This window comes from Aporhodopirellula rubra, from assembly GCF_014192335.1.
GTDB classification, from domain to species: domain Bacteria; phylum Planctomycetota; class Planctomycetia; order Pirellulales; family Pirellulaceae; genus Rhodopirellula; species Rhodopirellula rubra.
The window spans coordinates 56,979-83,011 of sequence record NZ_JACHXU010000011.1; the positions used below are offsets into that span (position 1 = coordinate 56,979).

The 26,033-nt window shown below is 55.4% G+C and carries 17 protein-coding genes; 8 read left to right on the plus strand and 9 right to left on the minus strand.

The window, feature by feature from the left end; all coding sequences use genetic code 11:
• The first annotated feature begins 206 nt into the window (after positions 1 to 206).
• A complete protein-coding gene (gene queG, locus FHS27_RS15700) occupies positions 207 to 1,388 on the plus strand; it encodes a tRNA epoxyqueuosine(34) reductase QueG (RefSeq protein ID WP_184305863.1) in 1,182 nt (393 codons plus the stop codon).
• 45 nt (positions 1,389 to 1,433) lie between these two features.
• On the opposite strand, the gene FHS27_RS15705 is transcribed toward queG, so the two are convergent.
• The 4 genes from FHS27_RS15705 to epmA all read right to left on the minus strand — a co-directional run bounded on the left by FHS27_RS15705 (position 1,434) and on the right by epmA (position 6,107).
• Entirely contained in the window at positions 1,434 to 1,598 is a 165-nt protein-coding gene (locus FHS27_RS15705) for a hypothetical protein (RefSeq protein ID WP_184305864.1), read from the minus strand.
• Positions 1,595 to 2,704, minus strand: a complete 1,110-nt coding sequence (locus FHS27_RS15710) for a hypothetical protein (RefSeq protein WP_184305865.1) — start codon at positions 2,702 to 2,704, stop codon at positions 1,595 to 1,597. Before FHS27_RS15710 ends, FHS27_RS15705 begins: the two co-directional genes overlap by 4 nt.
• 286 nt (positions 2,705 to 2,990) lie before the next feature.
• Positions 2,991 to 4,787: a divalent metal cation transporter gene (locus FHS27_RS15715; RefSeq protein ID WP_184305866.1), complete on the minus strand. Its 1,797-nt coding sequence runs from the start codon at positions 4,785 to 4,787 to the stop codon at positions 2,991 to 2,993.
• Between the two features lie 168 nt (positions 4,788 to 4,955).
• The gene (epmA, locus tag FHS27_RS15720; protein ID WP_184305867.1) at positions 4,956 to 6,107 is read right to left on the minus strand and encodes an EF-P lysine aminoacylase EpmA; all 1,152 of its coding nucleotides are present in this window, start codon (positions 6,105 to 6,107) and stop codon (positions 4,956 to 4,958) included.
• Positions 6,108 to 6,375: 268 nt separating this feature from the next.
• Between epmA and FHS27_RS15725 the strand changes: the two genes are divergently transcribed.
• Complete coding sequence (locus tag FHS27_RS15725) at positions 6,376 to 7,518, plus strand: acyl-CoA desaturase (RefSeq protein ID WP_221225145.1); 1,143 nt, start codon at positions 6,376 to 6,378, stop codon at positions 7,516 to 7,518.
• Between the two features lie 150 nt (positions 7,519 to 7,668).
• Here the strand turns inward: FHS27_RS15725 and FHS27_RS15730 are convergent, their stop codons facing one another.
• Positions 7,669 to 8,958 carry a family 16 glycosylhydrolase gene (locus FHS27_RS15730; protein ID WP_246419871.1) on the minus strand — a complete coding sequence of 430 codons (1,290 nt, stop codon included), beginning with the start codon at positions 8,956 to 8,958 and terminating at the stop codon, positions 7,669 to 7,671.
• Between the two features lie 880 nt (positions 8,959 to 9,838).
• Here FHS27_RS15730 and FHS27_RS15735 point away from each other — a divergent pair.
• Complete coding sequence (locus FHS27_RS15735) at positions 9,839 to 11,827, plus strand: alpha-L-fucosidase (protein WP_246419873.1); 1,989 nt, start codon at positions 9,839 to 9,841, stop codon at positions 11,825 to 11,827.
• Between the two features lie 397 nt (positions 11,828 to 12,224).
• Here the strand turns inward: FHS27_RS15735 and FHS27_RS15740 are convergent, their stop codons facing one another.
• From FHS27_RS15740 to FHS27_RS15755, 4 genes are all read right to left on the minus strand, one after another.
• Entirely contained in the window at positions 12,225 to 13,694 is a 1,470-nt protein-coding gene (locus FHS27_RS15740) for a Gfo/Idh/MocA family protein (RefSeq protein ID WP_246419875.1), read from the minus strand.
• Positions 13,695 to 13,780: 86 nt separating this feature from the next.
• Positions 13,781 to 14,167 (minus strand): VOC family protein, encoded by a 387-nt coding sequence (locus FHS27_RS15745; RefSeq protein ID WP_184305871.1) that lies wholly within the window; start codon positions 14,165 to 14,167, stop codon positions 13,781 to 13,783.
• 449 nt (positions 14,168 to 14,616) lie between these two features.
• Entirely contained in the window at positions 14,617 to 15,669 is a 1,053-nt protein-coding gene (locus tag FHS27_RS15750; protein ID WP_184305872.1) for an aldose epimerase family protein, read from the minus strand.
• Between the two features lie 605 nt (positions 15,670 to 16,274).
• On the minus strand, positions 16,275 to 16,877 hold the full coding sequence (locus FHS27_RS15755; RefSeq protein ID WP_184305873.1) for a GntR family transcriptional regulator: 603 nt from the start codon (positions 16,875 to 16,877) through the stop codon (positions 16,275 to 16,277).
• Between the two features lie 580 nt (positions 16,878 to 17,457).
• Here FHS27_RS15755 and FHS27_RS15760 point away from each other — a divergent pair.
• The 5 genes from FHS27_RS15760 (at position 17,458) to FHS27_RS15780 (ending at position 26,006) form a co-directional block, all read left to right on the plus strand.
• Positions 17,458 to 18,420, plus strand: a complete 963-nt coding sequence (locus tag FHS27_RS15760) for a kappa-carrageenase (RefSeq protein WP_184305874.1) — start codon at positions 17,458 to 17,460, stop codon at positions 18,418 to 18,420.
• A 432-nt stretch (positions 18,421 to 18,852) separates the two neighbouring features.
• Positions 18,853 to 19,977, plus strand: coding sequence for a glycoside hydrolase family 117 protein (locus FHS27_RS15765; RefSeq protein ID WP_246419877.1), 1,125 nt, complete (start codon positions 18,853 to 18,855; stop codon positions 19,975 to 19,977).
• Positions 19,978 to 20,034: 57 nt separating this feature from the next.
• Positions 20,035 to 21,294 carry a glycoside hydrolase family 117 protein gene (locus FHS27_RS15770; protein WP_184305876.1) on the plus strand — a complete coding sequence of 420 codons (1,260 nt, stop codon included), beginning with the start codon at positions 20,035 to 20,037 and terminating at the stop codon, positions 21,292 to 21,294.
• An 18-nt stretch (positions 21,295 to 21,312) separates the two neighbouring features.
• Positions 21,313 to 22,236: a hypothetical protein gene (locus FHS27_RS15775; protein WP_184305877.1), complete on the plus strand. Its 924-nt coding sequence runs from the start codon at positions 21,313 to 21,315 to the stop codon at positions 22,234 to 22,236.
• A 527-nt stretch (positions 22,237 to 22,763) separates the two neighbouring features.
• Positions 22,764 to 26,006 (plus strand): glycoside hydrolase family 2 TIM barrel-domain containing protein, encoded by a 3,243-nt coding sequence (locus FHS27_RS15780; protein WP_184305878.1) that lies wholly within the window; start codon positions 22,764 to 22,766, stop codon positions 26,004 to 26,006.
• Positions 26,007 to 26,033: the final 27 nt, after the last annotated feature.

Here is a 26,033-nt window from a genome sequence, read left to right on the forward strand (position 1 = left end):
CGTCTAATCGTTACAGTCGTCACGAAAGGTGGCCGAACTGAAACGAAAATGGTGGCGAAGGTCGAGGCAATCGGTCTTGGTATGGTGAGATCAGATTGAGCCGAACTTCGCTCCCCCCGTCTTAACCAAAGCGGCCCGATCAGCGAAAGTGGGAAACCGTTCCTTCGCCGACTGCGTCCCGCGATTCCGCCTCGACCGTGTTTTTTATGCCCGATTCGCCCGTTTCTGACACCGTCGAACTCGCCGACGCGATCCGAACCGCGGCGGCGGAGGAGGGCTTCGTCGCCTGCTCGATCGCTCCCGCGGTCAACAGCGAGGGGTTCAGCGAATTGGTGCGTTGGATCGAAGCCGGCTATCCCGCGGAGATGGATTATTTCGCCAATCGCATCGACGCCTATCGGCATCCGGAAGGCGTTTTGCCCGGAGCCCGTTCCGTGGTGGTGCTGGCGTGGCCCTATTCCGCTTGCGATTCGGAACCAGGAGACAACAGCGACGTCGTGTTCGGAAAAGTCGCCCGGTACACGTGGCAGGCGACGGACTATCACGATGTCATTCATCCGAAGCTCAAGCGAATTCGGCGAATGATTCAGACGCGATGCCCCGACGCGAACGCTCGTGGGATCGTCGACACCGCGCCGTTGATGGAACGCGAAGTTGCCCAGCTCGCGGGGGTGGGCTGGCGGGGCAAGAACACGTTGTTGCTGAATCGAACCCTCGGCAGCTATTTCTTTCTTGCGTGCGTCTTAGTGGACGTCGAACTCCCCGCCGATTCACCGCACGAGTCGGACCACTGCGGGACGTGCACGGCATGCTTGGACGCCTGCCCGACGGATGCGTTTGTCGGCCCGCATGTACTCGACGCGTCACGCTGTATCAGTTACCTCACGATTGAAAGTCGCGAGATGATTCCCGAGCCTCTGCGTGACGGCATTGGTGATTGGGTGTTTGGGTGTGACGTCTGTCAAGAAGTCTGCCCGTGGAATCGCAAGCCCACACGACGTGCGATGGCGGGCGACGCGGGAGAGCAATCCGATTGGCTGCTGTCACCGGCGACGCCTCGCGGGATGCTCGAGTTGGCGTCGTTGTTCGAACTCGATGAAGACGCCTTCCGAGTACGTTTCCGCAAATCACCCATGTGGCGAACCCGCCGCCGAGGCCTACTGCGAAATGCCGCCATCGTGATTGGTAACGTGGGGACTCACGAACAAATCCCAACGCTAATCCTTGGTTTACGAGACCCCGAACCGATCGTGCGAGCCTCGTGCGTGTGGGCGGCTCGAAAAATGATTGAGCGAGTAGCAACAGACGACAACGTCATCCAGAACGAACTCGCCCGTCTTGACCGCGAAGAATTGGATCCGCTGGTCCGCGAGGAACTGGAACGTTGAGCACAAGTTCTCTCGCGCGGTCCCTATCGCTCGACCGTGAGTGATTCATTCCTTTGATATCGGCGAAAACACAACCTCGTAGTCGCCGTTGTATCTCAAACGATTTCCGTCCACATCAACGGGCGGTTCACTATAGGGTGCAACGAGCATCAACTGCATCGACTCTTTCCAGACCAACCAAGGCCACGATGGGATCGACGTTCTGCTCATGGTTCAAACTCAATCCAGAGGAGATCGTTCTTGCCATCGAGCGGACCATAGATTCGCCGCTGACTGTTCGAAAGACGTGGCGGATCGGACGCCCACCATTCGAAAAGGGTACCGGCATAAGTAAGGCGTTCGGCAAACGGAAGATCGACCTTTTGCAGTTCATCGATTCCTCCCGGCCATCGTGAAAAACGCTTCTGAAACAATCGCACCGCCACCCCGCAACGAACGAATCGGTGGTCGTTTTCCGCTTGAACCAATCGTTTCGACAGCACACTCGGTGACGCCATTTTTTGCGTTCTCAGTGGATCGGCACCTAGAAACGGTCGCTGCAACAAGACATCCAATCCCCCAATCCCGTTCGGGAGGTTCGCCTCGTGCTCGATCGCGTCTATGGCGAAAAGGAAATCCGAAGTTCCGTCACAATCCGTCGCGATCATCTGGCTCAGCGTTAGCACTTGCTCCCTTCGCCGACTCGGAGCAACCGAGTACCACCATCGATAACGAGAACCGCCTCCTCGACGCAGGTCAAAGCCGGACGTTCCGATCACACTCATGTCGAAGATTTGATGTCGCAACACCGCTTTCCAACGGGAATCCGCTTGTCCGGACGGAGCGAGCAATTGCATTAACCGCTCGAGTTCTTGTTCAGACCAAACATCATGCTGGAGTGACGCAGCGATGCGCTTTTGCAAAGTCGTTTCAGCAGTATCTCGCAGTCCCTCTCGAGAAACTCGAGGAGGATCCTCATGATTGCTCGCCAAATGAGCGAGCACCTTGAGTACCGCGAGCGCACGTTCGGTGTCGTTTCGATGCAAGGCGTCAACAAACACTCGGGACAGGCATTTCGTGATCGCGATGTGCAGGTGCAAGATCGGGTCACGTGTCCCGATCGAGGCCAGAGGCGTCGGTTCCCATATCGGCTGATCGCTTCCTGACAACACGATCAATTCATCAACGATCTCGCGTGCATCGTCCGCATACAGAGAAAGCAATTCGTCTGCCTCCGGCGGGCGGGGCAACTGATCGTGTCCCGCAGTCTGCTCTAGCTTTTCCACATAGGAAAACGCATCGCCGTAGATTTCCTCGAGAGCTTCGTTTGCTGACAAGATTCGCAGCCATCGTGCAGTGTTTTCATCTGACGTCGCGGCGTCTTCCCTGCGGATCAACCACAGAGTGTCGCTTTCAGCGGGGACGGCTGAGAACGGCAGTCTTCATGCCAGCAAGCACACAAGGCCGAGCGTTGTCTCTGTACTCCCGTTGTCCGATCTAAAAGTGAGTTGCCCAAATTCATTGGAGACGAATTGCACAAAAAACCTCCACCGGTGTAAATGATGGAGGTTTCGAGATGACTCTCAATGGCAGTCAGCTTATCGTGATGAACTACTTATGAAGTTATGCCGCTTTGGCGTGTTTGGCACGCCACCAGAATCCGCCAACCACGGCGAAGGTGTAGACGACCAGCAGTGTCATGACGGTCGGGAACGCTGCCGGTTGGCTCGCGTCGTAAGCTTTGTCGTGGATCGATGTTGCGGCGGCCGCGATCGCGCCCAAGACAGCCGCGCCCATGGCGATGTTCCATCCCCATCGGCGTCCGCCGGTGGGCATTTCGTCACCGAGAATGCGTCGGCTATTCATCATTAGGAAGAACGTGACGTACGCGATCGGAAGCAACATGACCGCGAACGTGCTGGCGAAAATCGCGAGCCAGAATCGGGTACCGGGATCCGTCCACAACGCCACCCAGCTCGCACCGGAAAGACCCGCGACCAATACACCGGCGATGAACGGGCCGTTAGCGTCGGGCATCGATAGCATCTCACGGAAAACATAGCCGTTGATCAGCATCAAGATAATGATCGTTGAGAAGCCCATGCCGAACACGCCGAGCCCGAACACGAGTTTGGCTTTCTTCTCGCCGAGCAGGGGAGCGAGCGTTTGTGATAATTGGAATGCGTCACGTTTAACGAGTGCCGCGGCGACGCGTTTTTCTTCAACCGGCAGAGCCGCAATCATTTGCAGTTTCTCTTCATCACTCGTGCTGTCGGCTTCTTCACCGAGGTCGAGGTTGACGCGAGCCATCAGGTCGCCTTCGACTTTCGCGAACGTCGGTGACTCTTGCATGACGGCAAGGTCGCTCGAGGCGAGTTGGTCATCGATCCGGTTGTGGAACGATGCCGAGGCGGCGATCACGACGCATCCGGTCACCAACACGAATGGGATCGCCATGCCCGTCGACAGGTCAAAGCGGGCGAGTCCACGGAAGGGTTTGTCCCAACCGCGGGCGAGCATCGAATAAGGTAACAGGAACGTCATGTTGATCCCGACCGCGGTAGCAGCCGCGGCGATCATGACCGAGCGTTGACTCGTGACGAGTTTCTTCGTCCAGAAGTCGTTCGCCTCAGGAGACAGCTGGCTGACGACACCGCCGAGTTCTCCCGCCGGCGAACTCCATTGGCTGAAGTCCGGGATCAACCCGGCCAAAATCGCCGCGATGCTGATTTGGCCTTGTGAGAACAACAGGATTGCGACGCCGACGAAGCAAATCACGATCATGCCGATCAAGGCTTTCAGGAAGAGATCGAATACTTTGGCGGCTTTGCCCTGGCGAACGTTAAGCAGAACAACAAAACTCGCCGCGAAGAGCAGCAGGATCGTCGTCGTCCACTTGGCCGTCGTGCTGTCGCCGAGTCCGGTGCCGCCACCGATGTTGAATAAGTTTTTGTCCAACGCGTCATAGCACAAACTGAATTGCGGCATGCAGAAAATCATGTTGGCCATGGCGGTCGCGATCAGCCACCCCCAACCGAGCGCCGGGTTGATTTCGCTGTTGATCGCTTCGAACGGACGACGCCCTGTTGATAGCGTCACGTAACTGATTGCCGACAACATGATCACGCCGAAGACGATCGCGACGAGTTGCAGCCACAACATGCTCGTGCCGCCGAGCACTCCGAGGAACAACGATCCCGCGAGCGATCCACCACCGAGCGTGATCGCACTTTGCAACCATCCCGGGCCGGATAGTTTGATGTACGCGCCGAGCGTTTTGCCTTCGGCTTGTGCTTGTTTGAGAAGTTCGCGGTCGGATCGCACCTTGTCGCTGACTCCTCCCGCTCCCGAACCGAGGGGATTGTCGGTGGTCGACGATGGTGAGTTATCGGAGGGCGTGGGATCAGTGTCGGTCGCCATGAGCGGTTCAGGGGTGGGGTAAAATGGAGAGAAAAGCCAGAGGATGCATCAGGCTTTTGATGCATCGGCGGCACGATGATAACAAGAGCACTGAGTCCGCGCAGGCGGCTAGAAAAAAAAGCCCGACGCGAGGCGACGCTGTGCCTCAATCTCGCTGGTGACTGTCGGTTAAGCGATCGTGATCGGTAACGGGATGACTTCGTCAATCGACTTCGCACCGGTCTGCAGCATCAACAACCGATCGACTCCCACGGCCACTCCGCTGCACCGGGGTAACCCATCACGCATCGCCGCAACCAGCGTTGTTTCAACAGGATAGGGGCGGTCACCGCGACGCCGTCGGATCTCGTTGTTCTGTTCATATCGCCGCACGAGTTCCCGCCAATCACGCAGTTCGTCGTAGCCGTTGGCGAGTTCAACGCCGTGATAAAATAACTCAAACCGATGAGCGAAACGTTCGTCGTCTTCGCACGGTCGAGCGAGTGCTGCCTGCGTGATCGGGTAACGAGTGAGGATTGTCGGAGTCGACCGGCCGAGTTGTGTCTCGACGTAGTGTGACAACAGGACGTCGAGCAACGAGTCGCGATCCTCGCCTATTGAGATCGCGAGGCTTGCGTCGATGCCGCTGACCAAACGCAATAGCTCCCGGACGGGCGATTCGATCGGGTCGAGACCGAGCACGTCAGAGAAGGCGTCTTGGTAACTGATCGTTTCATACGATTCGGTTTCAAATACCGACGCCGCAAGGTCGCCTAGCAAGGCGATCGCTGACTCCGCATCACCGTCGACTTCGTACCATTCCAGCATCGTGAACTCGACGTTGTGACGCTGGCCACTTTCGCCGCGTCGGAACACCGGCGAGATCGAAAAGATGGACGGGGCACCGCGAGCGAGCAATCGTTTCATTGCCGACTCAGCGGACGTTTGCAAGAAATAACGACTCGACGACGGGGCGGGCGATGTGCCTGACGAGTGCGGTCTGTCTTCGGCGGGTGTGGGATCACTCGTATGACGTGAATTCTCAGGATCCCATTGACCGTCGTCTTCGTGACCAGCTAATTCCGGCAACCCCAATTCGCTCGCCGAGACGGCGATCGGATCCAAGTAAGCATCGATCACACAGTCGCGGCTCAGGCAAGGAGGCTGGACCTCGAGAAAGCATCGGGTGTGAAAATAGGTGCGAATTAGCCTCAGCAGCCGATCGCGAAAGCCCAATTGGGCAATAAAATCAACGAAACCTTCGCCAGAATTTCCTCCCGATCCGCTGGTGGGGGGATCGATCTGGGGTCGGAGGGGATCGTTGGAAACACTGTTTTTCATTGGGTTTTAGCCGGTTTTGACGAGTTGGCACGCTCGGAATGCGGTGCCGTCGCAGATCGCGTCGGGAACAATTACAAAGCCGTTACATTTCGGTGTCCAGGGCGTGACACGCCCGCGTCAAAACATCGCTATCCTACCGGCTCCTCAGCAGACGATTTCCAATCCGCTCATCGAACCGCCGGTGCAGCAGGGAGAACTCACTTGGCGTCGTTCATTGCTGATCGGAAATTTCCCCCATATCGCACCACGAGACCAGGAACGTTCTCTGATGTCGACCGTAACAGGCCCGAACCGCTCCCACAGCGAAAACGATAACCAACAATCCACATCGGACGCTGCTGAAAACAGTGCCGTCGAGACCCTTGATCCGCTCGACGCGGAAGTCTGGAACCGTCCAGGGCTCGAGGGAGCCGCCGAAGCTGCAGACGCGGACGAGTTACACAAACCGGCCGCCGAAGATGCTGACGGCTTGTCATCGCTCGTCGCTCAAAAAGCCGCCAAAAAACTGGACATGGCTCGTCCGACTGCGAAAGAACGCAAACGTTTCGACAACCTGAGCTACTGGGCGATCGGTTGGCTCGCGGTCGCTCACCTCGTTTGCCTCGCTGCCCCGTTTTACTTCACTTGGCAAGCCGTTGTGACCGCGTTGGTCATGCACTGGATCGCCGGCAGCCTCGGAATTTGCCTCGGTTACCACCGCATGCTCACCCACACGGGCATGAAAACGTACAACTGGGTTCGTTACCTGTTCGCAGGAATCGGTTGCTTCGCCGGCGAAGGCTCGCCACTGGACTGGGTCGCTGACCACCGCAAACACCACGCACACAGCGACCAAGAAGGTGACCCGCACTCGCCACACGACGGCGGCATCTGGAGTCACATTTTCTGGTTGGCGTTCCACACCCACAACGGTGACCGCAAGGAATACCTGCAACGCTGGGCTCCGGACTTGTATCGTGACCCAATGATGCGAGCGTTCGACGTTTTGTTCCTGCCGATTCACATTGCCGTTTCACTGGCCCTCTTCGGTGCCGGTTACTACTTCGGTGGCTTCGATATGGCGATGTCGATGTTGATCTGGGGCATGTTCGTCCGCCTCGTTCTCGTGCTGCACGCAACGTGGATGGTTAACAGTGCCTCGCACATGTTCGGATATCAAAACTACGAAACGACCGACGACAGCCGTAACAACTGGCTCGTCGCCATCGTCGCTTACGGCGAAGGTTGGCACAACAATCACCACGCTTACCCACGTATGGCCAAGCACGGTCACAAGTGGTGGGAATTCGATATCACCTGGCAATCGATCCGATTGCTGCGGGCTCTCGGACTGGTTTGGGACGTGGTCGATTACCGTACCGCCGCTGAAAAGCGTGCCGCCGCAGCAGCGAAAAAAGCCGCCGCGAAGTAGGCATCCACAGTCAATGATTGCGGGTCGGCCAAATCGGTCGCCCGCGATCCCCGGTCAGCTTTGCGAGAAAGCCACCTTCAACATGAGGTGGCTTTTTTTGTGTCCACACGCAAAGCCCGTTCATTTCCCTCGGATACGTTCTCATTGGCATCAACGGATCGAAAGATCATCGATAAAGAGAACGCTGCCTACATTGCCGGCGTCTTCGGCGGTCACGATAACTCGAGGCCGGTCCTTGGTTCCCGACGCAGCCTGACGTTGGAATGTTTGCGACAGCGTGATCCATTCGCCCGTCGCGAGGCCGGTGAGATCGAACGGTTTCAGTTCATACCACGGATCGTCGAGTATGACATTGATTCGTTTCGTTGAGCAATTCGGTTCCAGCCAAACGTTCACCGAGAGAAGGTGTTCGCCCGCGGGAATGTTCAGGCAACCGTTGGGAGCGAATGCGACAGCACGTTCGTCGAGCCGGCTTGGGTGTGAAAACTTCAGCGATTGACGTCCGGTCAGCGGTTTCTCGTTGCTGATCTGAAAGTAGGGACGCGAGTCTTCGGCAATCCACCAATCCTCTTGTTGATCGCCCACGCGGATCGGGCCTTCAAAGCCGAACGATGCCTCCTGCGTGGAAGGGGGATTGTCGGCAGGAGTTGACTCCTCTGACGCGATCTCGCGAGGTCGAACCTCGTAGTCCGGCTTCTGCCATACGCGGATGTAGTCGATTTCGTAGTCGACGGGCAAATCATCTTTGTCTGGTATTCCATGCCAAGGAAACGTTTCCGAGTCGACCCAAATGGCAATCGGTCCGGTGATCACCCACGCTTCATCGCCAATCTCTCGACGCAGTACCGTCCGAACCAACTTGCCGTCGGCGTAGAACTTCAGGTACTCGGGATCCCAGTCGAGTCCGTAGACGTGAAAGCCCTCTGCCACTTTGAAGTCCAACTGCAATCGGTCGGTCCATGTTGTCGGTCCGCCCTTCTTCGACCAATCGTGAATCGAGGACCACAGTTCGGATTCAAGGTGCAACTTGTGTCTCTGTTTGGGGCGTCCCGAAAACTCGAACACGTCCAACTCCGTCTTACTGCCCGTCGCCCAAAACGCGCTCGTGACGGATGCGTCGGCCGCTTTGCATCGGATCTCCATGTAGCCGTAAAGGAACTCGTTCTTGCAGATCACCGCGGCGGTGGTGATGTTTTCATACGCGAGTCCTTCCTTCATTTCCTTCCACGAGAAATCGCGTTTCTTCGCAAACTCGAAGTCCGGCTCCCATCGCGCTTGTAGCTTCAGTAGCCCATCTTCGATCCGCACATTGTCCGTCGAAAACTGAGACGGTGCACGCCCGATCCAGTTGGACTTCAACACACCGTCGGTCCCTTGGATCAACCACTTGTCCGCATCCAGCGGGGCTGTTTCGAACTCGTCGCTGACGTTCGGGTTCAAGACCCAACCACCTTGATTCGAAGGATCCGACGCAGGGTGCGCGTTCGGAAATGGTTCAACGGCTGAACCGATTGTCAGCCACGCCAGCCCGATCGCCACGGATAATAAACGTACGCGCTTTAACAACATCACCATCGCATCCTCCAAAGGAATCACATTGCATCGAAATTGAACCGCATCTCGCCCGGACCTCATGTTGTCATGGAGAACGACCTGACGTTATCGCTTCGATGGTCATCGCTCGTGCTCTCTGAACTCTCACTACATGAAATAAAATCGTATTGTAGTATGATAAGGGGTGGAGGCCAACGGAAGGGGCGGGAAAGCAAGCGGCAGGGACGTTGGACGTTTCTTGTTCCCCGAACGACCGGCGACATGGCAATCTCAGGGTACGCGCTGTGCCGACCCGAGCGTGATGGCAGGTCAGCAATTCCGCGAGGCGTGTTAGTTCCGAGAAGTGACAGGTCGAACAAGTGGCAGCGGCGAGCAAGTGGCAGCACCGAGCTAAGGAGAGTGGCATTGTCCTCACCAACCCCATGACAATTCAGCGATTCGGAAGAACCGAGCAACGATCTTGAATGCTCGACTGTGGCGAAGGTGAGGTGATCGATATCACTCCATAGGCCAACCTCGGTCGATCAAGTGAAATGCGTCGTTGCCGAACCAACGTAAGGAGATATTTGTATCGCGTTTTCAGTTTCGGCAAGGGTAACTAGGATTGAGAGTTCTCAAGCTCGCAAATGTTTCCGGTGCAACGGATGGTAATCTATGGACTGCGGTTCTGCAGATCTGTGTTGGCTACGACGATGCGAGCACGAGTGTTTCATTCGTGATGCCACGCATCCGCTCCTTCCACCCCGCCCGCCTTTATCCACCTGCCATGCGTTCTCTATACAATTCGACTGTTGCGATGTCGATCGCGTTGATCGTCACTCATGCTCTTTGTGCGGACACCGCTTCTTCCCAAAACTATGAGCTCGCCAAACCAACCGCGAAACAACTCCGTTTCGCCGATTGGGAAGTCGGCGGTTTCATTCACTATGGCTTGAATGTCTATACGGGCCAAGAACATGGTGATGGCAGAGAACCTGCGTCCAAGTTCAATCCTACCGAACTCGACGCCGAACAATGGGTGATCGTTGCGAAGTCGATGGGCGCCCGATACTGCTGTTTGACGGCGCGACACGAAGGCGGGTTCTGTTTGTGGCCTTCGAAGACGACCGACTACACAATCGCCAACAGCCCTTACATGGATGGGAAGGGAGATATCGTGCGAGACTTCGTGGCCGCCTGTCGCAAACATGGTCTGCACCCCGCGTTGTATTTAACGGCGAGTCATGATGCTCACGCAGCGCTGCAATCCCAGAGCGGGAAAATCGCCTGGGGCGCCGAGCGTGAAAAAGCAGTCGCCAAAGCTCTCAGCGACAAATCTCGCAAAGTTGCATTCAAAAAAGTTCAGCTTGGCCAGTTACGTGAATTGTTGACCAACTACGGACCGATCGCGTTCATGTGGTCGGATCACTGGGATGCCACCGATCCCGACGGCGTGTGGCGGGCCGCCACGGACTTGGCCGCTGAGCTGCAACCCGAAATGGTTTTCATGGGCCCCGAAACTTGGGTGCCTGGCAATGAAACCGGGCACGTGGTTTACCCGATGTGGAACGCCGTGAGCACCGTCGACGGAACCAACTACTCCCGTCCCGCAGCCGGAGCAACGGATTTTTCGGTGAAGAACAATTATGGACTGCTCGAAACGGATGTCCGACGTGGTGATCCGTTTGGGAAATTCTGGCGGGTCCGTGAATGCACAACGAACTCAGGTTTTCACTACGGTGGTTGGTTCTGGCACCCCGACAATCTCAAGAAAACGTATCCACGCTCGACATGGGAGCACATCGATCTTTACTACCGCACTGTGGGACTCGGCGCGAACACGATCATCAACCTTCCGCCCGATAGTCGTGGATTGATACCGGATGACTTTGTGGTCGCCGCCAAGGCTCTCGGAGATGAAATTCGCAACCGGTTTTCTAGCCCGATTGCGAAACTCGACGAAGTGGTTCGAGACGACACGGTTGAGCTCAAGTGGGAGACCCCGACATCGATCAATACGGTGGTGACGATGGAGAACATCGCTAACGGACAACGGATTGCGAAGTACACTCTCGAAGCCTACGTCGACGATCAATGGATACCGATGGTACCGAAAAACAAATTGATCGGATGGGCGCCTTATAATTCCAACCCGATGTACGAGACAATTGGCCATAAAAAGATTGACCGTGTTCGGCCCGTTGTTACCAATCGGATCCGTTTTCGTTGTCTCGAATCGATCGCGGGTACCGCCGAGCTACGGAGCCTTGCGGTCTATCATTGTGATCCCATCAAACGCAACTATGCGTCGGCGTATCCCTATTTGAGTGGCGTGGACACGACGATCGAGTCGGCGCACAACGGAGTCCGGCGTGACAACAATTACATCGGCAAGCAGATCGTAATTGGCGGTAAACCGTTCGAACACGGTCTGCTCGTTTGCCCCGTCGCGGTCAGCAAAACGGGGCATGCTGATTTCGACCTGTCAGAATTTCCCAAAGCCAAGGGAATCAAGGCAACGATTGGGATCGAGGACCATGTTCAGCGAAACGGTTCCGCGGTTTTTCTTGTCCAGGTCGGCAAAAACGTGGAACCGACCGAAGACGATTGGGAAACGATTTTCAAGAGTCCCACGATGAGGGGACGTGATCCGGGCAAAGAGATCCACGTCGTGTTTCCTACCGACGCTCAACACGTTCGCTTGCTTACCACTGACGCCGGCAACGGTGTGCACTCGGATCACTCGGTATGGGCCGACGCAAGGTTTGTTGAGTAATCGTGCGGCAAGGCGTGCGCGGCGAGCAGATCGGACCTGCACAGTGAATCCGCCTCGATCGCTCGGGACGTAGATTCAACAACTAGAGGATTCCAAAAACAGTCACTGTCCCCCATGACCAATCCATTCGCCGAGTCAATGCATCCGAAGATTTGACGATCGCTGCGTAGGATTGGTCTGAAGGTGTGGCGGACCTACTTCGAAGAAATGGGGACTGTTTTGTGGTGAGAGGGCGGTGGTTCGTTGGATGGGCGATCACCCGTCTGCGTGCTGTACTTCGGGCATGCCACCGACAACAGCCATCGCGTTCATCGTGAAAGTGATTCTTGCGACGGCATTGCAGGATGGTTCTCAACTGGGGGGGGCATGCGCCCGTGCGTTAGGATTTGCGTTGGAATTAGACGTCGAGTTCAAATCCTTCACGACGTTTGCGAGTCATTAACGCGTTGGCTTGGTCATCGCTTCCGAAGTTTTGGGCGGCGCCGTTCCACTCGAGCGCGCGTCCTAGCATCAAGCTGATGTTGCACATGTGCAGCGAATTCATCGAGTTGATGTGGCTCGACACGTCGGACATCGGCTCGCATCGGTCTTCAATGCACGCGAAGAAATTTTCCATGTGTGAGGTGACTCGTTTGCCCTTGTTGAGTTTCGTGAAGGCCTCTTCGAATTCGGTTCGTGTGGCGTCGTCAAGTCGTGCAAAACATTCCTGGAAGTTATCGACTCGCTTGCCGTTGGCGAGTCGTTTTTTCTCGAGGTTGTCGCCAAAGATTTCTTTGACCGCGCTGCCCTGCAGTTTCGAGCGGTTCACGAAAATGCGGCCCTTGTCACCTTCGAACAAGATGCCGTTTCCGAACGAGGTGTCTCCCGATTTGTACTTGTCGTTGACGGTTATCTTTTTGCCGCCTTCGAAAGTCAGCTCGATGTTGAACTGCGTTGCGGAGTTGTATGCATTGGGCAGATCAGCTTCGCCAGCAAAGAACTTGTTCCAGTTGAATTGGTCAGGGACAATCGGAGTCAATGCTCCCCTCCCAGAAACCGTTTGAATATGGGTGTGGTCGAGACCCAACGCCCATTGGGCGATATCGACATGGTGGGCACCCCAGTCTGTCATCTTTCCGCCTGAATATTCCAGGTACCAACGAAAGAACCGACGGCGTTCCATCGAATAGTCTTTCTTAACCGTGGGGCCGAGCCAGAGATCCCAATCGAGTCCCTCGGGAACCGGCGTTGTTTCAAACGGGCCGCCAACGGGAGCCGGGTCGATGCCACAGTGAGCAGTGACATTGTCGCCCAGTCTTCCGCTCTGCACGATCGCTACGGCATACATGAACAGATCCCAACTGCGTTGCATCGTACCAACCTGGAACACGCGTCCCGATTTTTCAACCGCTTTGCGAATCAACTCGCCTTCGGCGATTGTCAGGGTTAACGGCTTTTCGCAGTAAACGTCGCAACCATGGTCGAGTGCATGCAATGCGATCGGAACGTGCCAGTGATCCGGCGTGCCGATCGTCACGACATCCGGTTTTTCATTCTCGAACAACTTGCGGTAGTCCTGGTACGTATTGAGTTTGCCGTCGTACGCCGCGTTGAACTCATCGTTGTGTAAGGCGTCGACATCGCATACCGCAACCATCTGACCTAACTGCGCCGCTGCGTTTGCGATCGCCCGGCCTTGGTTGTACCGACCACGACTTCCGCCAACACCGATCGCCGCGATCGTCGGTTTGTTTGTCCCCGCAGCGGCCGACGTGTTGCGACTCGTCCAGATCGAAGGGATCGCTCCGGCGCCCACCATAGCGGAGGTGGTTTTAAGAAAACTACGTCGAGATGCGTTGCTTAGCATCGCGTGTTGGTCAGGAGTCATCAGTACTAAGTCCCAAATATGAGGAAGGGAAAGTGGGGATTCGCAATGCGGTCAGAGGATCGATTGCGAGGCGTTGACAAGTCGGCTCAAAGCATCGGCTTCGCGCGATGGCACAATTGAATCGCGAGGCCCCATGGGTCACGCAGCATGGCGAGTTTGTCGCCCGTGGCGGTTTCGTCGGGACCAGAAACCAAGGCGGCACCGGCGGCGCACAATCGCGTGGTCGTGGTTTCGGGATCGTCACAAACGAACGCAATATGAAAAACCAGCGGGTTCATCGCTGAGTAGACAGGCGTTTCGATGGAGGGGTTGGTATAGAACTCGATCATCACTTCACCGGATTGATCGAGCAGAAAGTGCATCGGATACCCCGCGTCACCTGATCGTTTGACGGTGAAACCCAAGTGCTGCGAGTACCAACTCGCGACGGCGTCCGCATCAGCAACTTGGCAGGCGAAGTGTTCTATTTTCATGATGCCTTTTGCTCTCGTGAGCCTGTGAATCAACACACGAGCCACCATGCTCTGCTGATATTGGGAAAGGACGTTCTGCCGACCCGCAAACGCCAGATTTGCTTCGAAAGTTTATGATTCTAACGCCTTCGACTAGCACGAGGTAGTTTCGCAACGGTGCTGCGACAAAACGTTCCGGACGAGCCAAACGGCCGCAACTCAATGCCGAAACGTGTCCGCGTTGAGAGCATTATCAATTGATGACTTGGCTGTTCACCATTGCTCAATGAGCCAAGATTGAGAGCACTTCTATTTTGATTGTAGCCACCGACGCCCGCCGGTGGACGACGTTCCGGCAAGCGTAGTTATCTTTGATAACCCACGTCATCTACAGGAACGCTCTAGTCGCCAGGATTGGGGCGTCAATGTCCTGTGACTTTGGCGACTTCGTCCGAGAGAATGTCCTCGAACTATGCCCAGCTGATCTTATAGACGGTGGTCTCGTCGTACTTTTCGCCCGGGTGCAGCACGCTCTTGGGGGCACCCTCAATATTCGGACCGTTCGGGTATTTGGATGTCTCGATGCAGAATGCACGGAACTGCCCAAACTGGTCGCCGCTTTCTCGCTTCAAATTGTCCGATGTGTATCGACCGGTATAGAACAGGGTGCCCGGTTCGGTGGACATGACTTCTAATTTGCGCCCGGTGGTCGGTTCGTGAACCTCGGCAACCTTGGCTAGCGTGCCGACCGGTTTGTTGAACGCGTAGAAGTGTTCGAATCCGAGCGGCAGTTCATTGAAGGCGTCGCCGATCCGTTTGGGACGAGTGAAGTCCGCCGCGGTGCCTGCGACATCCGCTTCTTCCCCGACAGGCACGTTCGTTTCGTCTGGTACGAGATACCGGTCGCTGTCGAGTTGAAGCACGTGATCGAGGACTTTGTCTTTGAAGCCATTGAGGTTGAAGTAAGTGTGATTGGTGAGTGATACCGGTGTCGCTTTGTCCGTTTCGGCGTGGTATTGGATTTGGATTTCGTTGTCATTCGTCAGGCGATACTGAACGACAACTTTCAAATTGCCCGGGAACGATTCTTCGCCGTCGACACTATCGAGTGACAGCGTCAAGCTCACGCTGTCGTTGTCTTCACTCGTGCCTTCGACCGACCAAATGCGTTTGTCAAAGCCGCGAACGCCACCGTGCAAGTGATTCGGTCCGTCGTTGGTTGCGACTTGATGTTGCTGACCGTCAACGGTGAATCGACCGTTCTTGATTCTCGCGGCGTAACGCCCGACGAGGCAACCGAAGTATGGAGAGTTCGTCTTGTACTCGTCGGCAAAATAGCCTTCGAGCGTGTCGAAACCACAAACGATGTCACTGGTGTTGCCGTCCTTGTCGGGCGTGACGATTGATGTGATGGTCCCACCGTACGTCGTGATTTTGACAACCACGCCGTTGTTGTTTTCAAGTGTATACAGTTCAACGGGTTGGCCGTCGAATTCACCGAATGGCGATTGGCTGATTTGCATCGTTTGAGCTCCAGGCGAAGTGTCAGTGGGGAGTGGGGATATGATCAGAGCATGCGAGCGGTTCGGGGGCAACAATGTGGTCGCAAAAATAGAAAGCAAAACCGCGCAGGCAGGTACCGTTGCAATGCACCGGAGAGGTAGTCGGCGACGCGGACTGGTGTTGAATATGCCGCTGCGATGACTGCGTGCGGAAGCCCGCGTTCGATCAAGCAGCGGAAAGTTCTTGCGGGCTTCTGCCGGTCAACTCGCTGCGATCGATCCGGGTGATCGATGCTTCCGGACCGGAACTTCGTTGCCGAAAGGGTGGGAGAGTGACAGAGGCTCTGGCAGTGTTTTGCTCTACAGACTTGGTGTTAGCTGAATTTCCGAGCAGAAGTGCGAGTTGATCACGACACGAGAGCGATCCCGCGGTCGCTGTAGCCGCCGTGGCCTAGACGGTGGGGCACATTCTGGCGAAGGTCGTTACCTACCGAGAACCGAGGCTATCGGAAAAAACGCTCTGCGCGCCTGAGAGGCGAGAGGCCAATTCCGCCGCGCACGCTCACTTGTGGTAATCAACGTTGTCCTGTCAAACGACATCGAGGACGGACAGCGTCTCCGAATCGCTACTTGATGTTTGCTTGGATCGCAGCGACTGTCTTTTTCATATCACCGTCGCGGAACGGTTCGAAGATTGCGACGTGCTCCTTGTAAGCTTGGCTGTAGTCGCCCAATCGCGTGTATGTCAGCAGCATGCGGGAGCAGAGTTGTCGCCATGTCGGCACCAAGTCATCACCGCCGCAGGCGAGCAAGATCTTTTGATGGAATTCAATATCTCGAATCGCGACTTGGGAGGCTTCACCGGAGTCGCATGCTTCCTTCAACCGTTCCAACGCGAGTTCGACGCTATTGACGCTCTCGTCACTCTTGTCTTCGAAGCCACGCTCGATGACATAGGTTTCAATTTTTAATCGCAGTTCGGTGATGAACTCTCTGTCCCGCGGGTCAGGCGGATGACGCACCATCACGCCCCGGTTGGCTTGATAGGCGAGATAGCCTTCGTGGGAGAGTTGGATGAACGCGTCGCGAACTGGACCGCGGCTGACACCAAAACGCGCCGCCAATTCGATCTCGCGAAGCATTGTGCCAGCGGGGAAACGGCCCGACAGTAAGTCATTTCGGATTTGATTGGTGACCTGCTCACGCACGGTCTGCGGAATCAACGGCATGTTCGCCTCCAAACAATGATTCAAGCCCCTAGACAAGTGATGACTGGTCTAATTATTGTTAACATCATACATTCGCGGGTTGCTCTATACAAGAGGCCCGGAGTGTTTTCCGGCGAGAAGCGTCGAGTCGCTTCGTTCGTCGGAGTCGAGTTAACACGAGGAAGGTGAAGACGCGGTCGAAGAATCGGGAGTCCCAGGCGGCACGTGCGGTTGAACGGCACGCATCCGGTTTGGGATCCCATCGCCAATACCACGACGCCAGCTTGTTTGTGGAGTCGTCGCAGACGCATTCGGATCGGTCTGAGTAGTGCACTATTGTACGTCACGAGTTTGGTGGAGCCTAGCCCGGTGGATCTGTCGCGATGCCAAGTCGTTGTTCGTGATTGTACGATCGCCTCGCATGGTTCGGGCATCATCAGTATCGGCCAGCGAGACCCCCACCTCACTGTCTATCCTCCGGTCACTCCCCGAACTGCGGTCCGCCTTTTGCGTTTGCCGAACCAACTCGTTCGACACCCACGCTCCCACCTTTCTCCACTTGCCTACCCGCCTTCAGCCTCCCTCCCTACAAGGCCCTCTCATGATGTCATCTCAAATTTTCGTGGCAATCGTCGCCGCAAGTTGCGTACTTTCGTCGGGCGTTGTCACCGCGCAAACGTTGGTGGCAGCGCAGTCGAATACGGAACGTTCTCGGAATGCCGATGCTTCTCCGCAGCCGTTCTTGCAGAATCCAGATCTGTCGAAGTCATGGACACTCGTCAAGACTTTTTCGGACGAGTTCAACTCTGGTCGAATCGATCGAAGCAAATGGACGACGGACATGAGACCGTGGGGTGAGCGAGCCTGGTCGTCGGACAATCTTTCGCAGCGAGATGGAAAACTCTTCATCAAAGCACGCTATGAACCTCACACGCACCGAGGCAACCGGTACTTCTACAAGCTTGGGATCCTCCAATCACAACAGAAAACAACGTATGGATATTTCGAAGCACGGATCAAAGGCTGCAGTCGCTTTCCGGGGCTCTGTCCCGCGTTTTGGCTGTACAGCAACGGACGCGAGAAGAACCCCAAGTACCCCAAGGTGACGTATAGCGAGATTGATATCGTCGAGATGTTGCAGGCCGGTTGGGATAGAGAGCTTAGGCGTCCCACCGAAGTCAATCGTATCGACTGCAATCTGCACACTCGAGTCATTAATGAACTCGGAAAGGAAGAGTGGATTCGTCCCCAGCAGATGCCCGACGTTTGTGAACATCATTGGGATGCACCGTGGGATCCGCGTGACGACTATCACGTCTACGCGTGTGAGAACACGCCCGAGCGAATCACGTGGTACATCGATGGAGAGAAGGTCGCCGAAGAAGACAATCTTTACTGGCACCTTCCGATGAGCGTGACGCTGACGATGGAATTGCGCCCGCCGCTGATCGCGTGGGCCGGCGTCGATGGAAGAGTCCCGGTACCCGACGCGAGTACCCCGGAAGGCTTCCCAACGGAGATGTCGGTGGATTACGTCCGCTGTTGGGTACGCAAGCCGGAATGAAATGCTGCCGCTTGATCGCAGGCATTCGATAACCGGACGGCGCGATACCGAAACTTATTCGCCAGGCAATTGGTGTTCGGTCGGCTAAATACACGAGATCGCGTGCTGTTTTTCCACTTTCTCGGTTGGACGCCGATGCCCCGAAAGCGGCAATTTGGGTGGAATCCTGACCGCTAGGCGTTGACATCGCCGCCCAAGGAGATATTTTGTCGATTGTTAACAATGGGTGCGAGTGTGGGTTTCGTGCAAAGCCCGCGAAGGCCACGGCATTCGCTCTGAACGCGTGAACTCAATCGTTCGGGCCGCTTCCGAGTGCAGCATGTCTTCCGATTCGCACCCGTTCGGTTTCTCCCACCGCTCGTTCGAGAACTCACAATGCAGCTTGCGAAATTGATCGTTCTGGTTACCTCTCTCTTTCTATCGATCTCCGCCATGGCACAAGAATCCCCGGTTCCCACACCTGAGCAAGTTGACTTTCTGGGCATCACGCATCCCGACAAACTGAGTGCCGCATCGAAGCGAGCGTTGTTGTGGCCGAACATTGGAAACGAATGGTTCATTGAGTTTGACACTCAGGATCTCAAGGGTGACCTCGCGTACGAAGAAGGCGTTTGCCGTCGTGATCCGAGTGCCATCATCAAAGAGAACGGGAAGTACTACGTTTGGTATTCGCGAGGTACCGGGCCAACGCAAGGTTTTGGCGGCGACATCGAAAACGAAAAAGTGTTCCCGTGGGATCGTTGTGACATTTGGTACGCAACGTCGAACGACGGTTGGACGTGGAAGGAAGAAGGACCCGCCGTTGCGCGAGGACCCAAGGGTGCCTATGATGATCGGTCGGTTTTCACGTGCGAAATCATGAAGCACGATGGGATGTATTATCTCTGCTACCAGACTGTGAAATCGCCTTATACCGTGCGGGTTAAAAACCAAGTCGGGTTGGCGTGGTCGGATTCACCCGATGGCCCTTGGACGAAGAGCGACGAGCCGATTCTCAGTCCAGCGGACAACGGGATTTGGAAAGGTGAGGAACAGAACCGGTTCAAGGTTATCAAGAAAGGTGACTTTGATAGCCACAAGGTTCACGACCCGTGCATCCTTCCGTACCGTGGGAAGTTCTACCTTTACTACAAAGGAGAACAGATGGGCGAAGCGATCACGTTCGGCGGTCGACAAATTCGGCACGGCGTCGCGATCGCGGACAACCCGAAGGGCCCCTACGTGAAGAGTCTGTACAATCCGATCAGCAACAGCGGGCATGAAGTTTGTGTGTGGCCCTATAACGGAGGGATTGCTTCCCTGATCACGACGGATGGACCCGAGAAAAATACGATCCAGTGGTCTCCCGATGGGATCAATTTTGAAATCATGTCGGTGATCAAAGACGCACCGCACGCGATCGGGCTTAATCGCACCGCGGACAGCGAAAAAGAACCGACCGAAATCCTTCGTTGGGGATTAACTCACGAATACAAAACGTGGCATTACCAACAGATCCGCCGTTTCTCTTCACGCCGCATTCTCAATCACACCGCCGTCGGCGAATCCGCCGAATAGGTCCGCATGCTGTCCGTGCGGCGGTCGTCCTGCACCTCCAAATCTGAATCACGCTCCATGTCGCTTTATCAACGAATCGCTTTACTTACGTTGACGCTGGTCACGTCGCTGAATCCGAGTGCGTTAGTTGCGGACGAACCAGACGGTTTTCCGTGGGATATTCCTCAGTCGAAGCCATCGCGTCCGTTAAGTGCTGCGATGGATCGGTTGTACACGAATTACCTGACGCCCCGCCCGGAAGACAACGAACTGTTTTCCAGTTTCAAGTACACACGCCTCGAAGGTTTTGACTATCACGGCGGCGACGGTACGGTCTCGCGTCGAGATCCGTCCAAGGTTCTGCGGATCAATGATAAGTATTATGTGTGGTACACCAAACGTGATACGCCGACTCCTCCGCAAGGTGCGGCGAAATGCACCGACACGATCCCTTCGACAGATTGGGATCTATGCGAAATCTGGTACGCCACCAGTGACGATGGTTTCACGTGGAGGGAACAGGGCGTTGCCGTTCCGCGTCCGCCGAAACCGCAAGTGGGATGGCGTTCGGTGGCAACGCCGGACGTGCTCGCGTGGAAGGGCAAGTACTATCTGTACTACCAGGGGTTCATGGAGGCTAGCGGTACGAAGGGGGACCATTGCCCTGTCGCGATGTCGTATGCGGATTCACCGGATGGGCCATGGACTGCTCACGGTGACGTCGTGGTTCCCAATGGTGCGCCGGGCGAGTGGGATCAGTTTTCGATTCATGATCCCTATCCTCTCGTTTACAAAGGCCGCATCTATCTTTACTACAAAGCCGCCTTTGGCGATCGACCCGAATACCTCGTGGCAAATGGATTGGCGATGGCCGACGACCCACACGGGCCGTTCGAGAAACATCCGTTGAACCCGTTGATGAATTCGGGCCACGAGACCGCCTACTTCCCTTTCAAGGAAGGAATCGTTTCGTTCGCGACAACGAATGGAAACGAGAGCAATACGATTCAATACGCACCCGACGGAATCAACTTTCAAATCGCGGCCGTGACATCACTCATGCCGATCGCCTCGGGGCCTCATGTTCCCGACGCGTTTGACTCAAACGGAAACGGTCGAGGCATCACCTGGGGGCTCTCTCATTTTACCAATCCGGGTACATGGGCGAAGAGCCACAGCATTCTCGCGCGGTTCGACTGTGACCTGAGTCTCGACGTTCACGATCCTGAAATGAAGAATACTCGCGTTTGGCTCAAACCGGATATCTACTTCTCGCAAGGCCTCAGTCAGGCTCAGCGAAAGCAACGCAAGGCATCTAGTATACCAGCGAGCAAGTGACGTGAATGAGACACGCCAATGATCAGTCCTCAACCGTTGCTCGCGTGCGCGATCGTTTGTGCTGCGTTTACCTCGTTAACCGCATCTGTTTCCGCGGATGAAGCGATCGATGCGTTCGAACTGACCACTCCGGTGATGACCGATGAACAACCCGGTGCGGGGCGACGCGTTCGGCAGATCACACCTGAGTATGCGGGCACGTCGGTGTACCACGCGTTGTATTTGCCGGCGGATTGGAAACCGGGCGGATCTTACCCGGTGATCGTCGAGTACACCGGGAATCGATGGGAGCCGTCTGCGTCGACCGGACGCGTTGAAGACGCGAATCTTGGCTACGGGCTCAGTGGCGGGCGTGGTTATATTTGGGTCACGATGCCGTATGTCGAAGCCAATCACACCGAGAACGCGGTGACGTGGTGGGGCGACGCCCAGGCAACCGCCGAGTATTGCAAGACAAACGTGCCACGCATTTGCGAGCAGTACGGCGGAGACAGGGACCGGGTCTTTGTGTGCGGGTTCTCGCGAGGCGCGATCGCAACGAGCTACATCGGGCTCGCCGATGACGAGATCGCAACGTTGTGGAGGGGCGTCATTACGCATGACCACTTCGACGGTGATCGAACGTGGAACTATCCCGCGAGTGATCGAGAGTCCGCGTTGACACGTCTTTCGCGACTGAAGGGTCGTCCGGTTTTAGTGTGCAGCACGAACGCGAGTGGTCTCCGAGATCGGTATCTCAAGGATCACCTCGAACTCGCAGATTTCACGTTTCTCAATGTGCCCACGACAGAGATCTTTGCAATCCCGGAAGGCAAAGTCATTCACCCTCATACCGACCTGTGGATGCATCAACCGAGCGAGTCTCGCGATCAAGCACGCGAGTGGCTTCGACTCCATAGCGAGTTGGCGAATGTGCCCGAAAGAGAACCGCTCACGCAGTAACAGCATTTTGATGTCGTCGCGTTCATTCGTGACGCATTGTTCAATTTTTTGACTTTCGTTTGTTGGCAATTTTCACGCTAGATCACATGAGGCACGCCCACCCGACTGTGTATTGAAACCTACAATCTTTAACGGCTTCGAGGCACGTCGTATGCGCCGCGGCAAGAATGGTGTCGTAAGGCTTTGTTTTGCATCGCGTGTGGTTGGTGCCCAACGCCTCCGTATCTGACACCAGTTGTTTTGCGAACGCTTTGAAGTGCATAGATTCGTGTTTCTTTGTGCGTTTTGTCGCATGCGTGTTTGGAATCACCGACCGTGTGTTTCGTCGTTGTACAATCGTGATCATCGTTGCATGATCGCAGAGGAGTCTTGGCGAGACATGGCGATCAAACCGTCCCCACTATCTACAGCTTTAGTGACCCATTCTTCGTGCGTGTCGCGATCTTGCCTGGTGTCGTTTGAGCTGTTTCATTGTCCGCGCGATCGGGCAATTCAACGCCACTTGTAACTGAGAATGCGTCCGAGAAATGAAGCTTTATCTCCTCACTGCAATGTTGTTCGTCGCCTGTCCGTCGTTGGCGCTTGCTGAAAATGATTGGGAGTCGGAAACAACGTTCGAGCGAAACAAACTCGCTGCACGCGTTCCGACTTACTCTTATTCTAATGTCGAAGACGCGTTGGTTGGCGACCGATCCCGCTCTCGGATGCGGTCGCTCAACGGGACGTGGAAGTTCCGGTACGTTGACCGAACCAACGAACGCCCGACGGATTTCATGGCGGCTGATTTTGTCGGCGATGGATGGGATGACATTCCGGTTCCGTCGAACTGGGAACTGCAAGGGCACGGTCAGCCGATTTATACAAACATTACCTATCCCTTCACGCCGCGGATCTTCGACAAAACGCTGAAGTACGATTGGAAAGGCCCACAACCGCCTCGGCCGCCCTTCATCTATCGCGACAATCCGGTCGGCAGCTATTTCCGCGACTTTGAGGTGCCCGAGGACTGGAAGGATCAGTCCATTCTCCTGCACTTCGGTGGTGTTTCCTCGGCGTTCTATGTTTGGGTGAACGGTCAGCAAGTCGGATATAGCCAGGACAGTTGTTTGGCGGCAGAATTCGACGTGACACCATACGTCAAGCCAGGGGCCAACCGCGTTGCTGTGCAAGTGTTTCGTTGGTCCGATGGCAGTTATCTGGAAGACCAGGACATGTGGCGTTTGAGTGGCATCCAACGTGAAGTCATGTTATTGGCTCAGCCCAAAATCGCTCTGAATGATTTCTACGTGCGAACTAAATTTGATCGCGATCTCAAAAATGCAAAGTTGGAAATACGTCCGAGCGTTCGGGTTGGCGGGGGCGTCGAGCAACTCGAGGGATGGAAGCTTACGGCGCAACTCTTCGATGCCGATCGAAAAGCCGTTCTGGATAACCCGTTAACGACAACGGTTAGTGAGGTCTACAACGAACGTTGGCCCGCTCGCGATATCACCAAATTCGCGTTCATGGAGGCCGACATTGAACATCCTCGCAAATGGTCGTCCGAAGACCCGAATCTGTATCATCTCGTTTTGACGGTTCGTGATCCCCAGGACAACGTCGTTGAAACACGAAGTCAAAAGATCGGTTTCCGAAAAATTGAAATCAGTCATCGAGCGGAGCTTTTGATCAACGGTGTCCCTGTGAAGTTGATGGGTGTGAACCGACACGATCATCATCCGGTGCGCGGAAAAGCCCTCACCCGTGATGACATGCGAAAGGACGTGGAGTTGTTGAAACGGTTCAACTTCAACGCGGTCCGCACGTCTCACTATCCCAATGATCCGTATTTCTACGAACTCTGTAACGAGTACGGGATCTACGTGATGGACGAAGCCAATATCGAAACCCACCACCTCGGCGGTTTCATTCCGAACACGCCGTCGTGGACCGGTGCGATCATGAGTCGTATCTATCGAATGGTCGAGCGAGATAAGAATCATCCCTGTGTGATTTCATGGTCGCTCGGCAACGAATCGGGTACCGGGCCGATCATGGCGGCCGCGGCAACGTGGATTAGGTATTTCGATCCTTCGCGATTCATTCATTACGAAGGCGCCCAAGGTGACCCGTCGGATCCGGATTACGTGGAGGGCAACGGAGTGGGCTACCAATCTCAAGGTTGGCCGACGATGTCGAATCCTGACGATTCAGACTACGTGGATGTGGTCAGTCGCATGTATCCGGACCTCAGCCAACTGGTCAATATGTCACAAAATCCCAAAATCGATCGCCCCATCATCATGTGTGAATACTTGCACGCGATGGGAAATTCGCTTGGAGGACTGGGGGAGTTTTGGGACGAGATCCGAGTCGCACCCAATCTGATGGGCGGATTCATTTGGGACATGATCGATCAAGGACTCGAAAAGACTCACGATAGCAGTCAGACGTTCTTCGCCTATGGAGGCGATTTCGGCGATGTCCCCAATGACGGCAACTTTTGCATGAACGGAGTGTTTGCCTCGGACCGGACTCCGAACCCGCATGCATGGGAATGCAAACACGTTTTTCAACCGGTCGCGTTTGAATCATCTGATCGTGGTTTGACCGAGGTCGAGGTTTCGAATCGTTTTGCGTTTTCGGATTTGAATGATTATCAAATCCGTTGGGCGATCTATCAAAACGGAACTGAACTCAAATCCGGCAACCTTCCGCCGCAGCAAATTCCTGCCGGGGCGACTGGCGTGATCACGATCCCTGACGCGGAAATGGATTTTTCCGATGAGGCAGAGTATTGGTTGCGTTTGAGCGTGCACGAAACGTCGGATCGACCTTGGTGCGAAGAAGGGTTTGAAGTCGCCGCGGATCAGATTCTGTTGAAGCCGGTGGCTGAACCGGGCGAGTACGTGTCGACGTCCAACGGATCCCTCGACGTCAGCGAATCGGACGATGAAATTACGCTCGTGGGTAAGACGTTTTCGGCGAGGGTTTCAAAAGCAACTGGTTTTTTGAATTCGTATCGTGTCGACGGGGTCGAGCAGTTGGTCCGTCCGATGCGTCCCAATTTTTCGCGTCCGCCGACAGACAACGATTCGAAGGCGGCCAGCTCGGGCGACTTCCGAAAGTCGCAACAGACCTGGAAGGATTTACCGTGGAAATTGAAAACCGAATCGGTTGAGGTGGAAACGGTATCGGACGCCGCGAAACAAATCGTGGTCACGCAAGGTTTCAAGGATCAAATCCGGTTAGTCACACGCTACACGCTTTTCAACGACGGTAACTTGGTCGTCAAAATGGAACTCGACGCTGACGAGTCGTTGCCGAATCTGATCCGTTTTGGAATGACCGCAGGAGTTCCATCGCTGTACGAAAACACGACCTATTACGGACGCGGACCTTTTGAGAACTACGACGACCGACGGCGTGGGGCGTTCGTTGGCGAATACAACGTGAAGACTGAGGAGATGTTCCACAACTATGCGATGCCGCAGGAGAATGGAAATCGCACCGACACACGCTGGGCAGCGTTGACCACATCGGACAACATCTCGGGGTTGCGTGTTGTCGGTTCGCCGACGTTCAGTTTTTCGATCTGGCCCTATGACGCCGAAAACATAGACCGCGCGAAGCATCCTTACGATTTGAAGAAGCAAGGTTTCTACACGCTTAACGTGGATCTGTTGCAACTCGGGTTGGGCGGAACGCTTTCGCACACCCTGCCTCAATACGTGCCACGTTCAGGGAAGTATCGATTTCAATTTCGGTTGCAGCCTTTCGTTTCGCGTTGACCGTCGGCGGTCTGCCGTGTTGTTTCG